Source organism: bacterium (genome assembly GCA_018814885.1).
Taxonomy (GTDB): domain Bacteria; phylum Krumholzibacteriota; class Krumholzibacteriia; order LZORAL124-64-63; family LZORAL124-64-63; genus JAHIYU01.
The window spans coordinates 1-13,566 of the sequence record JAHIYU010000162.1; the positions used below are offsets into that span (position 1 = coordinate 1).

Annotated in this window: 15 protein-coding genes; 5 read left to right on the plus strand and 10 right to left on the minus strand. The window is 68.9% G+C overall.

Annotated elements, in window-relative coordinates:
- The 4 genes from KJ554_12250 to KJ554_12265 form a co-directional block, all read right to left on the minus strand.
- On the minus strand, positions 1-247 hold a 247-nt coding region (locus tag KJ554_12250; GenBank protein ID MBU0743103.1), incomplete at its 3' end, for a hypothetical protein.
- The gene (locus KJ554_12255) at positions 244-819 is read right to left on the minus strand and encodes a sigma-70 family RNA polymerase sigma factor (protein MBU0743104.1); all 576 of its coding nucleotides are present in this window, start codon (positions 817-819) and stop codon (positions 244-246) included. The genes KJ554_12255 and KJ554_12250, both read right to left, overlap by 4 nt.
- A gap of 127 nt (positions 820-946) precedes the next feature.
- Positions 947-1,684, minus strand: coding sequence for a hypothetical protein (locus tag KJ554_12260; GenBank protein ID MBU0743105.1), 738 nt, complete (start codon positions 1,682-1,684; stop codon positions 947-949).
- A 99-nt stretch (positions 1,685-1,783) separates the two neighbouring features.
- Positions 1,784-4,306, minus strand: a complete 2,523-nt coding sequence (locus KJ554_12265) for a S49 family peptidase (GenBank protein ID MBU0743106.1) — start codon at positions 4,304-4,306, stop codon at positions 1,784-1,786.
- A gap of 201 nt (positions 4,307-4,507) precedes the next feature.
- Here KJ554_12265 and KJ554_12270 point away from each other — a divergent pair, with 201 nt between their 5' ends.
- From KJ554_12270 to KJ554_12280, 3 genes are read left to right on the plus strand one after another with little or no spacing between them, the layout of a single operon-like run.
- Positions 4,508-4,903, plus strand: a complete 396-nt coding sequence (locus tag KJ554_12270; GenBank protein ID MBU0743107.1) for a hypothetical protein — start codon at positions 4,508-4,510, stop codon at positions 4,901-4,903.
- A complete protein-coding gene (locus KJ554_12275; GenBank protein ID MBU0743108.1) occupies positions 4,900-5,418 on the plus strand; it encodes a class IV adenylate cyclase in 519 nt (172 codons plus the stop codon). Before KJ554_12270 ends, KJ554_12275 begins: the two co-directional genes overlap by 4 nt.
- A complete protein-coding gene (locus tag KJ554_12280) occupies positions 5,418-6,125 on the plus strand; it encodes a class I SAM-dependent methyltransferase (GenBank protein MBU0743109.1) in 708 nt (235 codons plus the stop codon). Before KJ554_12275 ends, KJ554_12280 begins: the two co-directional genes overlap by 1 nt.
- A 6-nt stretch (positions 6,126-6,131) precedes the next feature.
- Here the strand turns inward: KJ554_12280 and KJ554_12285 are convergent, their stop codons facing one another.
- The 6 genes from KJ554_12285 to KJ554_12310 form a co-directional block, all read right to left on the minus strand.
- Complete coding sequence (locus KJ554_12285) at positions 6,132-6,671, minus strand: hypothetical protein (protein ID MBU0743110.1); 540 nt, start codon at positions 6,669-6,671, stop codon at positions 6,132-6,134.
- A 122-nt stretch (positions 6,672-6,793) separates the two neighbouring features.
- Entirely contained in the window at positions 6,794-7,696 is a 903-nt protein-coding gene (locus tag KJ554_12290) for a PDZ domain-containing protein (GenBank protein ID MBU0743111.1), read from the minus strand.
- A gap of 127 nt (positions 7,697-7,823) precedes the next feature.
- Complete coding sequence (locus tag KJ554_12295) at positions 7,824-8,897, minus strand: AI-2E family transporter (GenBank protein ID MBU0743112.1); 1,074 nt, start codon at positions 8,895-8,897, stop codon at positions 7,824-7,826.
- A gap of 19 nt (positions 8,898-8,916) precedes the next feature.
- Positions 8,917-9,525 carry a DUF3365 domain-containing protein gene (locus KJ554_12300; protein ID MBU0743113.1) on the minus strand — a complete coding sequence of 203 codons (609 nt, stop codon included), beginning with the start codon at positions 9,523-9,525 and terminating at the stop codon, positions 8,917-8,919.
- Position 9,526: 1 nt separating this feature from the next.
- Complete coding sequence (locus tag KJ554_12305; protein MBU0743114.1) at positions 9,527-10,975, minus strand: aldehyde dehydrogenase family protein; 1,449 nt, start codon at positions 10,973-10,975, stop codon at positions 9,527-9,529.
- A 14-nt stretch (positions 10,976-10,989) separates the two neighbouring features.
- Positions 10,990-11,163 carry a hypothetical protein gene (locus KJ554_12310; protein ID MBU0743115.1) on the minus strand — a complete coding sequence of 58 codons (174 nt, stop codon included), beginning with the start codon at positions 11,161-11,163 and terminating at the stop codon, positions 10,990-10,992.
- A gap of 89 nt (positions 11,164-11,252) precedes the next feature.
- Here KJ554_12310 and KJ554_12315 point away from each other — a divergent pair, with 89 nt between their 5' ends.
- Positions 11,253-12,278 carry a hypothetical protein gene (locus tag KJ554_12315; GenBank protein ID MBU0743116.1) on the plus strand — a complete coding sequence of 342 codons (1,026 nt, stop codon included), beginning with the start codon at positions 11,253-11,255 and terminating at the stop codon, positions 12,276-12,278.
- 24 nt (positions 12,279-12,302) lie between these two features.
- Entirely contained in the window at positions 12,303-13,061 is a 759-nt protein-coding gene (locus KJ554_12320) for a hypothetical protein (GenBank protein ID MBU0743117.1), read from the plus strand.
- The last annotated feature ends 505 nt before the right edge of the window (positions 13,062-13,566 follow it).

Genomic DNA, 13,566 nt, shown 5'->3' on the forward strand with positions numbered 1-13,566 from the left:
CGTCCTCGGCAGCCGGCGTCGCCGCGTCCGCGGCGATGCGCACGGCGATCTCGGGCCAGAGGTCGCGGTCCGGCGGCAGTCCCGCCGGCAGGTCCGCCGCCGCGGCACGCAGGGCCAGCAACTCGTCCCAGGCGGCCGTGCAGGCCTCGCAGCGGTGCAGATGGTCGGCCACCTCCGACTCCCGTTCGGCAGGCAGGACCCTGTCGAAGAGGTCCTGCAGCTCGTCCCCGTACCGGCAATCACTCATGTCAACACCTCCCGCAGCAGTCTCCTGGCGCGGTGCAGCTGCGCTTTGACCGTACCGACAGCCACGCCGGCCATCTCCGCGATCTCCCTCATCCGGTACCCCTCGATCTCGTGCAGGGTGAAGATGGTGCGGGCGCCCGCCGGCAGCCCGGCGATGGCCCTCTCGAGGTCCCTTCTTGTGCCGACGGGGGACGGAGGCACCGCGGCGTGGCGTTCCGGATCGCCGCCGTCCCCCAGATCGATCTGCCGATCCAGCCGGCGCCGCTCGTCGCGGCGGTGGTCCAGTACCACGTTCACGGCCACCCGATGCAGCCAGGTGAGCAGGCGGCTCTCACCCCGGAAACTCGCGATGTTCCGCCAGGCCCTGACGAATGCGTCCTGTGTCAGCAGGGAGGCCGTGTCGCGATCCGCGGTCAGGCGCAGGCAGAGGGCGAAGACCCTGTCGACGTGAAGGCGGTAGAGTTCGCCGAACGCGTCGCGGTCCCCGGCCTGGGCCCGGCGAACGAGCCGTGCCGTGTCCGGGGCCGGCTGCGGCGGTCGCGTCCTCTTCTCTCGTGCCTGGGCGGCCTGCATGCCGTGGACCTCCGGGGGTTGGCGTTCGTCTGTCTTTGGACGTACCGGACCCGGCAAAGGTTTGATAATTAAACAAAATAAAGACCGGGGCCGCGAAGACCCCGGTCTCGCAGATGATCCGATCGTGTCACTTGATGTTCACGCCTTTGCCCGAGAAGACGATGTGCGGATCCATGCTCTCCGCCGCCATCATGTTCCCGGAGTTGATCTCCCAGATGCAGGTGCGGCCCTCGAGCTTCGGGGCGTTATGCTCGATGACATCGCTGGGCAGCGTGATCTTCATCGTCATGGCCAGCTCGCTGCTGTGGGCCATGAGCTTGCCCATCAGCTCCATGGACTTGCCGGCGTTCGCCATGGCCGCCTGCATGTCCTCCATGTTCGGTTCCTTGTCCGGGGCTTCCTGCTGCTCCTCCCCGAGGGCGATGGGGTTATCGATCGATTTGAGCAGGTAGTTGCCGTCGTCCAGCTTCTCGATGCCGATGCCCTCGTTTTCGCCCATGGCCAGCGCCATGGCGGCCTGCAGGCCCTGGAAATCCTTGAATTCGAGCGCCATCCTGACGGTGCGCTTGCCGTCCTTCACCTCGTTGACGAACGACTTCATCTTGACGTCGTACTCGCCCAGCTTCTTCTCGAAGCTCGACTTGTCGAAATCGGCGAAGTCGGGCATGTCGCCCATCTCGTCGCCCATGCCGCCCTCCATCTTGGACAGCTCGTTCAGGGCCTGCTCGACTTCCGTCGACATGGTCATAGCGAACTCATAGGTGCCGCTGCCGTCCTTGGCGAGATTCGTGGCCATCTCCATCTGCATGCAGCCGGTGGCCGCCAGAGACGCGATGAGCAGCAGCGATATGATCAGCTTCTTCATGTGATCCCCTCCGGTTGGTCCGTTTGTCCGGCGAACAGGCGAGCAGTATGCATCAAAGCCGCTCGGGAAGCAAGCGGCGGGACGGGCGTGCCGCGGCGTTCAGGGCCTCCATGCGTCGGGAAGCAGATCCGGCGCGATGAGCAGACGAGGGGCGCCGCGCGCCGCCGCGACCGAGCGCAGAAAACCGATTTCCGGCGATTCCGGAGCTTCCCCGGTCTCGGGAGCCGAGAGACCGGCCGGCCAGGGCGAGGGCAGGCTGATCGTCAGACCGGGCAGGGGCAGGCTCATCGCGGGCCATTCCAGCCATGGCCGCGGCGGATACTCGCGCAGCAGGATCTCGTCGCCGGGGGCGAGACCGACCAGCCGGCGCGCGCGGTCGATGGCCGTTGTCAGGCCGCCGATCCCGTCGCACAGACCGTGTGCGAGGGCGTCGCCGCCCATCCAGACCCGCCCGCCGCCCAGTTCGCGCACCCGCTCCTCCGTCAGGCCGCGGCCGACGGCCACCGCCGCCACGAAGCGGTCGTACATGGTCAGGATGCGGTCCTTGGCGAAGCCGTACTCCTGTTCGGTCATCTCGCGGTACGGGACGGAAAAACCGAGCGGGTAGCGCACCGAACGGAAGATGTCGGCGTGCTTGCCCCGCGACACGCCGTCGGCGTTGAGACCGGCCTTCTCGTGCATCCGCGCGTCCCAGACCCAGCCGCCGATCACGCCGATGGAACCGGTGATGGTGACCGGGGTGGTCAGGATCTCGGTCCCGTTCATGCTGATCCAGTAGCCGCCGGAGGCGGCCACGTCGCCTTGGCTGACGATCACGGGCTTGCCCGCTTCGCGCAGCAGGGCGACGGCTTCGGCCACGAGATCGCTGGGCAGCGGATCGCCGCCCGGGGAATCCGCCCGCAGCACCACGGCGGCCACTTCCGGATCGTCGATCAGGCTCCGCAGGTACGCGCTGGTGGCGCGCCCCTTGATGCCGGTATCCATCTCGCACCCGCCCACGGCGTAGACGACTGCCACGGTGGGGGGACGGCCCCAGCGCTCGTCGTGATGGACGCGCAGGAGCGAGGCGTCGGGACCGACCAGGACGGCGCCGCGCTCCTCGCGGAGCCAGTCGTCCAGCTCGTGCCAGCGGGCTACCCCGTCGGCCAGGCCCAGCGCGACGGCCTCGTCGGCGTATAGCAGGATCTCGTCGTCCACCACGCGGTCGAATTCCGCCGGGGCGATGCCGCGTCCGGCGCACGTCTCGTCGCGCATCCACGCGTAGACCAGGTCGACGATGCGCCCGCGCTGCTCGCGGTCGGCGTCGGACATGTCGTTGCGCGAGAGAACCTCCACGGCGGTCTTGTGGTCGAAGTACTGCAGGGCCGTGAATCCGAGGCCGAGCTTGTCGAGCAGATCGCGCATGTAAGTGCGGCTCAGGTCGATGCCGTGGAAGTCGAGCATGCCCTCGGGATCGATGGTCAGGCGGTCGGCGACGCTCGCCAGGGCATAGATGAACATGCCGGGCCGGTCGAGGTGCACGTGCACCTCCTTGCCGGCGTCGCGCAGGCGGGCGAGCCGCTCGCGCAGTTCCCAGATCAGCGACGGACGGCCGGAGAAGCCCGCCAGGTTAAGGGCCAGGCCGGATACCTGGTCGTCGCGCTCGATCGCGTCGAGGACCCTCGCCAGGTCGAGCCAGGCCAGGCGCTCCTCGTCGAACAGGCGGTATTTCTGGTAGGTGAGACGCCGGTTCTCCAGGTCGAGGGCGACCACCCGGGCGGGCGGAGAGTAGAGGCGCGGCGTCGCGCCGGCGGGCAGGGGCGCGCGCGGGGCGTTGGTCTCGAGCAGGTACGTCGTATGGATGCGGTCGCCGTCACTGTCGTGGGTCGGCAGGGCGGTGATGCTCTGGTTGCCGAGGGTGAAACCCAGGCTGTAGGTGACGAGGAAGTCGTCGCCGCCGGTGTCCTCGCGCAGGCGCACGCCCAGGCGCAGACCGTCGACAGGCTGCACGGTCAGGCCGCCGCCCGGTCTGCCGCCGTCCCACTTCTCGCCGCCGCGCAGGACGTAGTCGCCGAAGACGGTCAGCCAGGGCCCGCCGAAGGGACGCAGGGCAAGGTCCAGCGCACCATGGCGGGCGTTCGATTCCATGGATTCGACGCCGGAGAGTCCCAGGGCGAAGGCACGCCCCGGCCGGTAGATTTGACCGGCCGCCAGGGCCTTCTCGCGCGGGACATCTCCCGTGTCGCCCGAGGACCAGCGCCAGGCGACGGCGCAGTGGTGGCGCCGGTCGCCCCCGGCGAGGCCGATCTGCCAGTCGGTGACGCCGGCGAGGCGGCCGGATCCCGTCCCCACGGTGTTGTGGCGCACGGCCAGGCCCAGGGTGCGTCCCAGCGAGAAGCCCCAGTTGTCGAGGTGGTGGTCGGGGCGGTTGGCGTCGCTCCACCAGAACGCCGAGGAGGACCTGTCGCCGGCCGCCCAGGCGGCGGGATTGGCGAAAGCCCCGGCAGCGCCTCCGGCCGCGCCGGGGGGCGATGCGAGATGATCGTCGGCGTAGAGGGGGTCGGTCAGCCCTGCCTGGGCGCAGGCCCGTGGCGCGGCGGACGACAGCGCGAGCAGCAGGATCGCGATAATCACAGGACGCAAGACGGTCCTCCTTGTTGTATCGTGTCACAGTCCGATCGAGCATAGCGTCCACCTATCGTCAAGACCAGCAGGATTGCCCCGGATCTTTCTTGAGAATCCTGGAGAAACGGAGACAGGCATGCGCAGGAGCTGGCGAGAAGGCCTGGGATCGACCCTGATGATCCTGGCCGCGGTGGCCGCGGTCGTGGCGGTCCTGAAGATATGAGACGGCGGTCCACGCTGCGCCGGCGCGTGATCATACCGCTGGCGCTCGTCTTCGCGGCGCACCAGGTCGCCCAGGGAACGGGACGGTCCTGGCCCTGGGCCGACGCGTGGCTGGACGACCTGCTCTGCCTGCCGCTGGTGCTCTCGCTGGCCCTGGCGCTGCATCGACGCTTGCGCGTACGGGATGCGCGCTACGTGCTGCCGGCGGCGCAAGTCGCGGCGGCCTGGCTGTTCGTGTGCGTCGTCTTCGAAGTCGCGCTCCCCGCGCTCGACGCCGGGTTCACGGCGGATCCCCTGGACGCCGCGGCCTATGCGGCTGGCGCGTTGCTCTTCCAGCTGTCGCTCAACCGTGGTGCCGACCGGTCGCCCGGCCCGGAGGTGGCCGCCGGATGAAACGCAATGTGGAGATCAAGGCTCGCGTGCGCGACGTCGAGGACTTCGCCCGTCGCGCCGGGGAACTGGCCGGGGCGGAGCCGGAGACGCTCCTGCAACGGGACGTCTTCTTCGACGTCTCCCGCGGCCGGCTCAAGCTGCGTCGCCAGACGGCCGGTCGCGGCGAGCTCATCTTCTACGAGCGCGGCGACGCGGCGGGGCCGAAGTCGTCCGACTACGTCGTCGTGGGCACCGATGATCCGGACGGGCTCGAGGCCGCCCTCGCGGGGGCCCTGGGCGTCAGGGGCGCGGTCCACAAGACGCGACGCCTCTACCTCGCGGGGCGGACGCGCATCCACCTGGACGAGGTGTCGGACCTCGGGGTCTACATGGAACTCGAAGTCGTGCTCGGGGACGGAGAGACGGCGGCCGAAGGCGAGGCCGAGGCCCTTTCGTTGATGAGGGCCCTGGGCGTCGGCGCGGACGATCTGGTGGCGGCGGCCTACATCGACCTGCTCGAGGAAAGGGACGGCTGATGTCCTTCTACGCCGAATTCGCGGCCCATTACGAACGCGTCTTTCCCTTCCGCGAGCAGGTGCTGTCGTATCTGGGACGGTGGCTGCCGCCGGCGCCGGCCCGCATCCTGGACGCCGGTTGCGGTCCGGGACATTACTGCGCCAAGCTGGCGGACGCCGGCTACGAAGCCGTGGGCCTGGACCTGGACGAAGCGATGATCGCCGCGGCCCGCGCCGGCCACCCGCAGGCGGAATTCCACGTCCTGGACCTGCGCGGCGTCGCGGATCTGCCCGGCGGTCTGGATGGCGCCTTCTGCCTGGGCAACGTGGCGGCCCACCTGTCCCGCGCGGAATTGTCCGCGGTCCTGACGTCGCTGCGCGGCAAGCTGCCCGCGGGCGCGCCCTGGCTGGTGCAGACGGTCAACTGGGACCCGCTGCTGGATCGCGACGCGTACGTCTTTCCCGACCGCGAGCTGGACGGGTTGGTCTTCCAGCGCGAATACGCCACCCTCACGAGGGAATCGGCGGTGTTTCGTACCAGCCTGCGCCGGGGCGACGAGATCCTGTTCGCGGGGGAGGACGTACTTCATCCCCTGACGTCGTCCGACGGCATCGCCCTGCACGCAGCGGCCGGCTTCGAGCTGGCCGCCCACCACGCGGATTTCGCGGGCGCGCCCTTCGCCGCGGACCGTCCCGGCGGCAGTGTGATGGCCTTCCGCAAGCTGTGACGCGAACTAGCGCAGGGCCGCATCCCCCAGCCATTCCTCGTTGAAGATCAGCTTCTTGCGCGACTCGAATTCCGAGGCTTCGCGGGCGTGCTTGCCGGACATCCCCTCCCTGAGCCAGGGTTCCCGCATCGTGTTCAGCAGGCTCGCGGACCAGAGCAGGCGCGAGGCCAGCGAGGTGTCGGGCAGGGCCAGGAACGAGTAATCCACCGCTGGCGGCAGCAGGGGCGGCGACGGCGCCGCGGGCGCCGGGCGCGTCGATCCGTCGGCCAGATCCACGATGTGGATGTGCCAGAGATCGCGCAGCAGGGTGGGTGCCGGGTCGGGCGCGGGGCGCTCTAGCTCCGCTGCGGCGTCCGGCATCGCCTCGTCGACGATCTCCACCTCGCCCATCACGATCAGCGGCTGCAGCGAGGCGGCAGGATGCATCAGTCGGGACAGATCGCCAGTGGGATAGAGACGCGCGGCACCCGCCGCCAGCAGGAACAGCAGGAGCAGGGCCGCCGCCGCGCTGAGCGGCCAGCGCCAGGGTGTGAGCAGCTTGCGCAAGAGACCTCCCGCACGAGCATACCATGATCGGGCCGCGCATTAAGCGAAGACGGCGCCCGTCGTTGCGGGCGCCGTCTTCGTCGTGGGCTGCCGTCGTTCACCTGCCGGACGACGCGCGCCGTTCACTTCTGCTTGGCCTTCATTTCCTCCAGCATGGCGTGTAGCTCCTCGACGTCGGCGCGCAGGTTCTCCAGCTCCTTGCGGTCGAGCGGCGGGCGGGGCATCAGGCGCTCGCGGTGCAGCATCCAGGGCTGGAAATGCTCCGGGAGATCTTGCAGGTGCTTGATGGCGCGATGCGGCGCCTCGGCGAAGGCGTAGGCGAACGCACTGCCTTCGCGCTCGTCCAGGGTGGCCTTGAGGGTCTTGTTCTTGCCCCGTCGCCTGACGACGATCTCCACCTCGTCGCCCTCTTCGTGGCCGCGCACGATCTTGACGGCCGCGTCGGGCTCGGCGATCTTCTCGCCGTCGATCTCCACGATGACGTCGTAGATCTGGAAACCGGCCGCGGCGGCGGGCGAGTCCGCCAGGACCTCGGTGACCAGGGCGCCCTCGCCGTCCTCGACCTCGAAGTACTCTGCCTGGTCGTCGTTGAGGCCGGAGAGCTGCACGCCCAGGTAGGTTCCGCCGTCTGCGAACCAGGACAGGTCGTGATCGCCGGAACTCAGGAAGTAGGCGTCCTCGAGGTCGCCGTCGAACAGGACATCGCCGTCTAGGAACTTGATACGGCAATCCTCGTCGTCGTCGCCCCCGATGAAGATCATGTGCTTGCCGTCGATGTCGAGCACGCGCTCGTCGCCGGCGCCGGCATCGTACTCCTTGACCAGGATATCCTTGCCGTCCTCGATCTCCCAGACCTTCACATGGGCCTTGCCGTCCTCCTCGACGACCTCGACCTTCATCTGTTTCTGGTCGTCGTCGTCGGAGCTGATTACCTTGACGGTCTTCTTCTCGTCGGCGAGGGCCGCGCCGGCGGCAAGCAGGGCCAGACAGGCCCACACAGCCAGGATAGTTCTCCACGTTCTCATCACGAAGCTCCTTGTCAGGGGTTGGGGCCGGCGCCTCCGACCTGGGCCGCCGCGTCCGCGCGGGATCATCGACGCACCGGGAGGAAACACGTCCCGCGGGAGGGGGTTCCCGGTGGCGCGGGAAAAGTCACTTGCCCCCGAAGGGACGGACCGACGGCAGCGCGTCGCGGAAGGCGACGCCGAAGATGTCCCAGACCGTCACGAAGAGCGCCGCCACGATGGGGCCGATGATGAAGCCCAGCACGCCGAACAGGAAGATGCCCCCCAGGGTGCTGAACAGGATCAGCAGGTCGTGCAGGCGGGTGTCGCGTCCGACCAGCCGGGGGCGGAGCAGGTTGTCCACGCTGCCCACGACCAGGGCGCAGAACAGGGCCAGACCGATGCCGGCGCCCACCCGGTCCGAGGCGACGAGGATCACCGCCGCCGGCAGCCAGACCAGTCCGGTGCCGATGCCCGGAATCACCGACAGCAGGACCATCACCGTTCCCCAGAACACCGCGCCGTCGATGCCCGCCACGGCGAAGGCCGCGCCGGCCAGCGCGCCCTGGGCGATGCCGATCAGCAGGGTGCCCTTCAGCGTGGCGCGGGTCACCGAGGTGAACCGATCGAGCATGCGCCGCTCGTCGTCGTCGCGCAGGGGCAGGTAGTAGAGGATCCTGTCCAGCAGCGCTTCGCCGTCCTTCAGGAAGAAGAACATGGTGTAGACGAGGATGAAGACCTGGAAGAGGAAGCTCACGGTGCCGCGCGTGGCGGCCGAGAGGCTCTCGAACAGGAAGACGCCGGCCGAGCCGACCACCTGGCCGGCCTTGGTCAGCAACTGCTCGCGATAGGGCGCCAGGTGCTCCTGAAACGGCAGCGACTCCATCAGCTCGGCCAGTCGATCCGGCTGCTCGAGCTGACGCTCCACCCAGGGCAGGGCCGCCTCGCTGACCAGGAGAGCCTGGCCGGCCACGATGCCCAGGACGGCCAGCAACGGCGCGAGCACGGCCAGCACGAGGACGAGCATGGTCAGCAGCGATGTCAGGGTCTTGCGGCCGCGCAGGCGCCGCAGGAGGCGCCGGTAGAGGGGATGGGCCAGCCCGGCGAAGATGCCGGCCAGCAGGATGGCCATCAGGAAGGGCCGCAGCATGCTGACGAACAGCAGCGAGATCGCGGCCACCACCAGCAGCAGGAACCCCTTCTGGAATCGCTCGCGTTCCATCTGTACCTCTCAGTGCCTCTCAGTCCAGCAGCGGCAGGCTCGTGGTGAAGGCGCCGCGGATGTCGCCGACCGCGAAGCCGATGGCCGTGTCCTCCGGATACAACTCGGCGAGTCCGGCCGCCGCTTCCGGCGCCAGGTCGTGGCCGTGGCACTCGAGGCACGGCGGCGCTGTCACGATGGCGCGCATGTAGCGGAAGGTGCGGTGGCCGTCCTCGTCGCTCTCGAAGGTCCAGGCGTCCAGATCGCTGATCTTCTCGCCTTGTTCGCGGCGCGCCGCGAAGTCGAGGAGGATGCCGCGTTCCCAGTCGTCGGGCGCGTTGCGCGGGTTGCGCGTCCGCAGGCTGGTGCGCCCCACGAGCAGCCCCCGCGCGGAGCCGACGGAATCGGCGATGGCGGCGGCCTCTTCGCTGCACACCGACAGCGCGCCGCCGGGACCGCCGTCGGCCATGGCGGCCAGGAGCCTGGCCTTGAGCGCCTTGCCCAGCTCGTCCATGGCGCCGCGGCAGGTCTCGATGTGGACGGGCACCTCCTCCGCCGCAGGCGAGGGCGGCTCGCTCCCGACGGCCGCCCCGGCCGCGGGCGCCAAACCGACGAGCAACGCAGCCAGGATCCGTGTCGTGTTCGTCACGTCAATCACCTCCGAGCTCGAAGTAGCCGCCGTTGATCAGCATCAGGCGCGGCTCGGTCATCTCCTCCATGGCGAAACGGATGCCCTCCCTGCCGAAGCCGGAATGCTTCACGCCGCCGTAGGGCATGCTGTCCACGCGCATGCTGGGTATGTCACCGATCACCACGCCGCCGACCTCGCAGTGGGCGAAGGCGTAGCGGACCCTGGCCATGTCCCGCGTGAAGACGCCGGCCTGCAGGCCGTAGCGCGAGTCGTTCGCGCGCGCGACGGCGTCCTCGAAACGGTCGAACGCCTCCAGGGTGGCCACGGGGCCGAAGACCTCGTTCGCGTAGACGTCGGCGTCGCGCGGCACGTCCTCCAGCAGCGTGGCGGTGACGAAGGGACCGTCCTGCTCACCGCCGCAGACCAGGGTCGCGCCACCGGCCACCGCGTCTGCGATCCAACGCGAGACCCGGTCGGCGTCGTCGCGGGTGATCAGCGGGCCCAGGAAGGTGTCCTCGTCCAGGGGATCGCCGGTCCGCAGGCCGGCGGCTGCGGCGGCCAGCCGTTCGCGCAGCTCCGCGTAGAGGCTGCGGTGGGCGATCACGCGCTGCACGGAGATGCAGCTCTGGCCCGACTGGTAGAACGCGCCCAGGGCGATCCGCGGCGCCACGTAGTCCAGGTCGCTGCCCTCGTCCACGATGCAGGCCGCGTTGCCGCCCAGCTCGAGGGCGATCTTCTTGCGCCCGCAACGGGACTTGAGGTCCCAGCCCACCGCGGGGCTGCCCGTGAACGACAGCAGGGCGATGCGCTCGTCCTCGACCAGGGGCGCGGCTTCGCCGCCGCGGCAGGGGAGGATCGAGAATGCGCCGGCGGGCAGGTCCTGCCCGGCGAGGATCTCGCCCATCAGGAGGCTGGAGACCGGCGTGCTGCTGGCGGGCTTGAGGATGAAGGGGCAGCCCACGGCCAGGGCCGGCGCCATCTTGTGCGCGGCCAGGTTCAGGGGGAAGTTGAAGGGCGTGATGAAGGCGCAGGGCCCCACCGGGAAGAGCTTGATGTGCCCTTCGTAACCGGTGGCGCGCTCGCTGATGTCCAGCGGCACGATCTCGCCGTGTATGCGCACCGCCTCCTCCGCGGCTATGCGGAAGGTGTCGATGGCGCGTGTGACCTCCACGCGGGCGTCGCGGATGGGCTTGCCCGCCTCCACGCAGAGCGCGCGGGACAGGTCCTCGTGCCGCTCGGTCAAGGCCCTGACGAACGACTGCAGGACCTGCTGGCGCCGCCACGACGGCAGCGCGCGCATGGCTGGAGCGGCGGCCGCGGCGGCGGCGATGGCCCGGTCGATCGTCGCGGCGTCGGCCGACGCGACGCGCGTCACGATCTTGCCGGTCACCTTGTGGACGACGGCGAGGTCGGTGTTCGGCTGGACCGGCGCATTGGCGAGATAGAGGGGATAGCTGTCGCGGAACATGCGGTCGGACTCCTTCATGGTCTCAGGCGACGGGGCATCAGCGACGGCGCCTCGCGCCGGTAACGACGGTAGTCGTCGCCGATGACGGCGAGCAGCTTGCGTTCCTCGAGCCGGGCGCCCAGCGGAAGGTATAGCACGAAGACGTCGCGCCACGCCACGGTCGTGGTGGTGAAGCGGTCCGGGGCCATTCCGGGCGCCCGGACTCCCGCTGGCAAGAAAGACCGTTCCGGCCGCATGCGCATGTTTGACGCGGACGGCGCGAGGGTGTAGCCTCGTATTGCGCAAGGGGGTGACCATCGTGACCCTGGACCATCTCATAGACTGCTGGCGCGGCCTGAACTCGGCGGAGCGCCGTCCCTGGGTGCTGTTCGAGCATGGCACCTGCGTGACCATTCCAGATCCCGGCGACGATTTGATCGCGCAGGCCGCCGGCCTGATCGCCGGCCTGGCGGATGCGCCGCCCGGCAATCCGGCCCGGCATGTTGTGACGCCCTGTGACGACCGCGGCTGGCTGGTCGCCACCGGGCACGAGTCCATCCGGACGTACGTGGAGAACGTGGCCCTGGCGGCCGGTGCGGGTGGCGGCGATCAGGACGCCGTGGCCGTGGCCATGTGGGGGCAGTCGTTCTGCGGACGGGACGCCCGGGAACTCGGCGCCGTGTACGTCGAGGATTCGCGCGCCGAGCGGGACGAGGCTTCCATCGGCCGAGCGGAGACCTGGGCGCACCTCGTGCGCAAGGCGCAGCAGGCCGAGCGCGAGGGCAGCGACTGGGAACGCTTCGGTCTTCCCGTCGCGGCCGTGCAGCTTCTTGACGAGGCCGACGAGGATCAGCCGCCGCCGTCCCTGGATGAGCTGGATCTCAGCCTGGACGTGCGCGAGACCAGCGAGGTGCTCGAGGAGATGATCCGGGACGCGCCGCACCAGCAACAGCCTTTCACCCTCTTCGCCGGTCTGCGGCCCGGGCAGCACGTGGACGCGGAGGTCCTGCGAGCCCCGCTCCTGGCGCGCCGCTTCCCGCGCGGGAGAGTGGTCGCGCTCACGGGTTTCGTCTGCGCCGCCGGACGCACCGAGCCGCCTCTCTACGCGGCCAAGGCCCATGGCGCGATCCTGGCCATACGGGTCAACCGTGCTTCGCCCCTGACCAAGCCGGGCGACGGACCCGACGAGTACGAATTCCTGCTGCCCCGCGACTGCCGGTGCCGCGTCATCGACGTCCTGGAGGAGGGCCTGTTCCCGGACGGCAGCGGGGCCGGCGGCCGCAGCAAGCGGGTGACCGTGCGGCTGGAGCAACTGCAGCCCTGACATCCGCTCCGCGAGGTGGTCGCCTTGGAATTCTTCGCCGGCTTCGCCTGGGCCCTGCCCTGGGCCTTCGCCGATCCCCTGGAGAAATGCCGCTTCGAGCGCGGCGACGTCGTCTACGACGATCCCGCCCCCTACTCGTGCGACTGGGCGGGCACCCGCGCCGCCGCCGGGCGCATCGTCCAGGTCCGCCTGCCGCAGCAGGGAGACAGCGCGAAGCAGGACAAGGACGCGGCCTCGGTCTTCGCGGACAACTGGTGCCGCTCGGCGGAGGTCGACCTGATCGAGACGGCGGACCGGTCCCGTCGCGGGATACCGACCACCCAGGGCCGGCTCTACACCTTCCTGTGGCGCGACGACGAATCGGTGCTCGACCTCGAGGCGCCGGAGCCGCCGCTGCCGCTCCTGGCAGGCGAACTGCGCGCCCTGCTCGACGAGGCCGCCCCGCGGGTGGCCGCGCAGGTGGATGCCCCCGCAGGCCGCGCGCAGCTCTTCGTCACGCCCTTCGACTACGCCTCGAGCCGCCTGCGCGAAAAGGGCCGCGACATCCGCGAAGCCCTCGAGGCCGTGCCCGACTGTCGCGAGCTGGAGTTCCCCGTGGAGCTCGACGATAGCCGGGACCCGTTGCCGACCCTGCGCTGGAAAGCCTATCTGGTTCCCGGGGTGGACGAGGCCGCCCTCACCGATCTGCTCAAACCGGCCCTCTACAACCCCCAGGGCGACCGCAACGGCAGGGCCGACCGTTTCAACCTCTCCCGCCACGGGCGGTTGATTCCACTCGGGTAACAAGGCGGCGTGTTCTAGATCAGTGGGATCGGCTCATCGATCTTGCGAACAGGTAGGATCGCGGTGATGGCGCAATTAAGAATTATCACATCCTTGGTATTGGTCTTGTTGCTTACTCATGATGTGGCGTTTGGGCGGATCTGGCGTGTAGAGAAGGATGGTAGTGGTGATTTTACAGCTATCCAGCCTGCATTAGATGCGACAGCGCCTAGAGACTCTGTCCTGATAGGGCCTGGTCGGTTCACTGAAACGGAGGTGGTAACTGTCCCTGGGTGGACTGAGGATATATATGCAACCGTGTGGAATGACTCGATATCCATAATCGGATCTGGTGTTGATGTGACGATTATAGGTCCTGAAATTAGGCTCTTCCGGTTCTTGCGTAGTTGAGGGTTGAAAAAATGTGGACATGCCAGTCTCCTATGAAGTTACGACGCTTCAGCAAGGAGGCAAACGAAGCATGTCCACGTCCTTACTCTAACACGGATGGGGTCTGCAGGACTAC

Excerpts from the sequence above, each read along its gene's own strand:
- KJ554_12295 (MBU0743112.1), bottom strand. The coding sequence starts at position 8,897 with ATGGAACGCGAGCGATTCCAGAAGGGGTTCCTGCTGCTGGTGGTGGCC.
- KJ554_12305 (MBU0743114.1), bottom strand. The coding sequence starts at position 10,975 with ATGTTCCGCGACAGCTATCCCCTCTATCTCGCCAATGCGCCGGTCCAG.
- KJ554_12260 (MBU0743105.1), bottom strand. The coding sequence starts at position 1,684 with ATGAAGAAGCTGATCATATCGCTGCTGCTCATCGCGTCTCTGGCGGCC.
- KJ554_12290 (MBU0743111.1), bottom strand. The coding sequence starts at position 7,696 with ATGAGAACGTGGAGAACTATCCTGGCTGTGTGGGCCTGTCTGGCCCTG.
- KJ554_12310 (MBU0743115.1), bottom strand. The coding sequence starts at position 11,163 with ATGGCCCCGGACCGCTTCACCACCACGACCGTGGCGTGGCGCGACGTC.
- KJ554_12255 (MBU0743104.1), bottom strand. The coding sequence starts at position 819 with ATGCAGGCCGCCCAGGCACGAGAGAAGAGGACGCGACCGCCGCAGCCG.
- KJ554_12270 (MBU0743107.1), top strand. The coding sequence starts at position 4,508 with ATGAGACGGCGGTCCACGCTGCGCCGGCGCGTGATCATACCGCTGGCG.
- KJ554_12275 (MBU0743108.1), top strand. The coding sequence starts at position 4,900 with ATGAAACGCAATGTGGAGATCAAGGCTCGCGTGCGCGACGTCGAGGAC.
- KJ554_12280 (MBU0743109.1), top strand. The coding sequence starts at position 5,418 with ATGTCCTTCTACGCCGAATTCGCGGCCCATTACGAACGCGTCTTTCCC.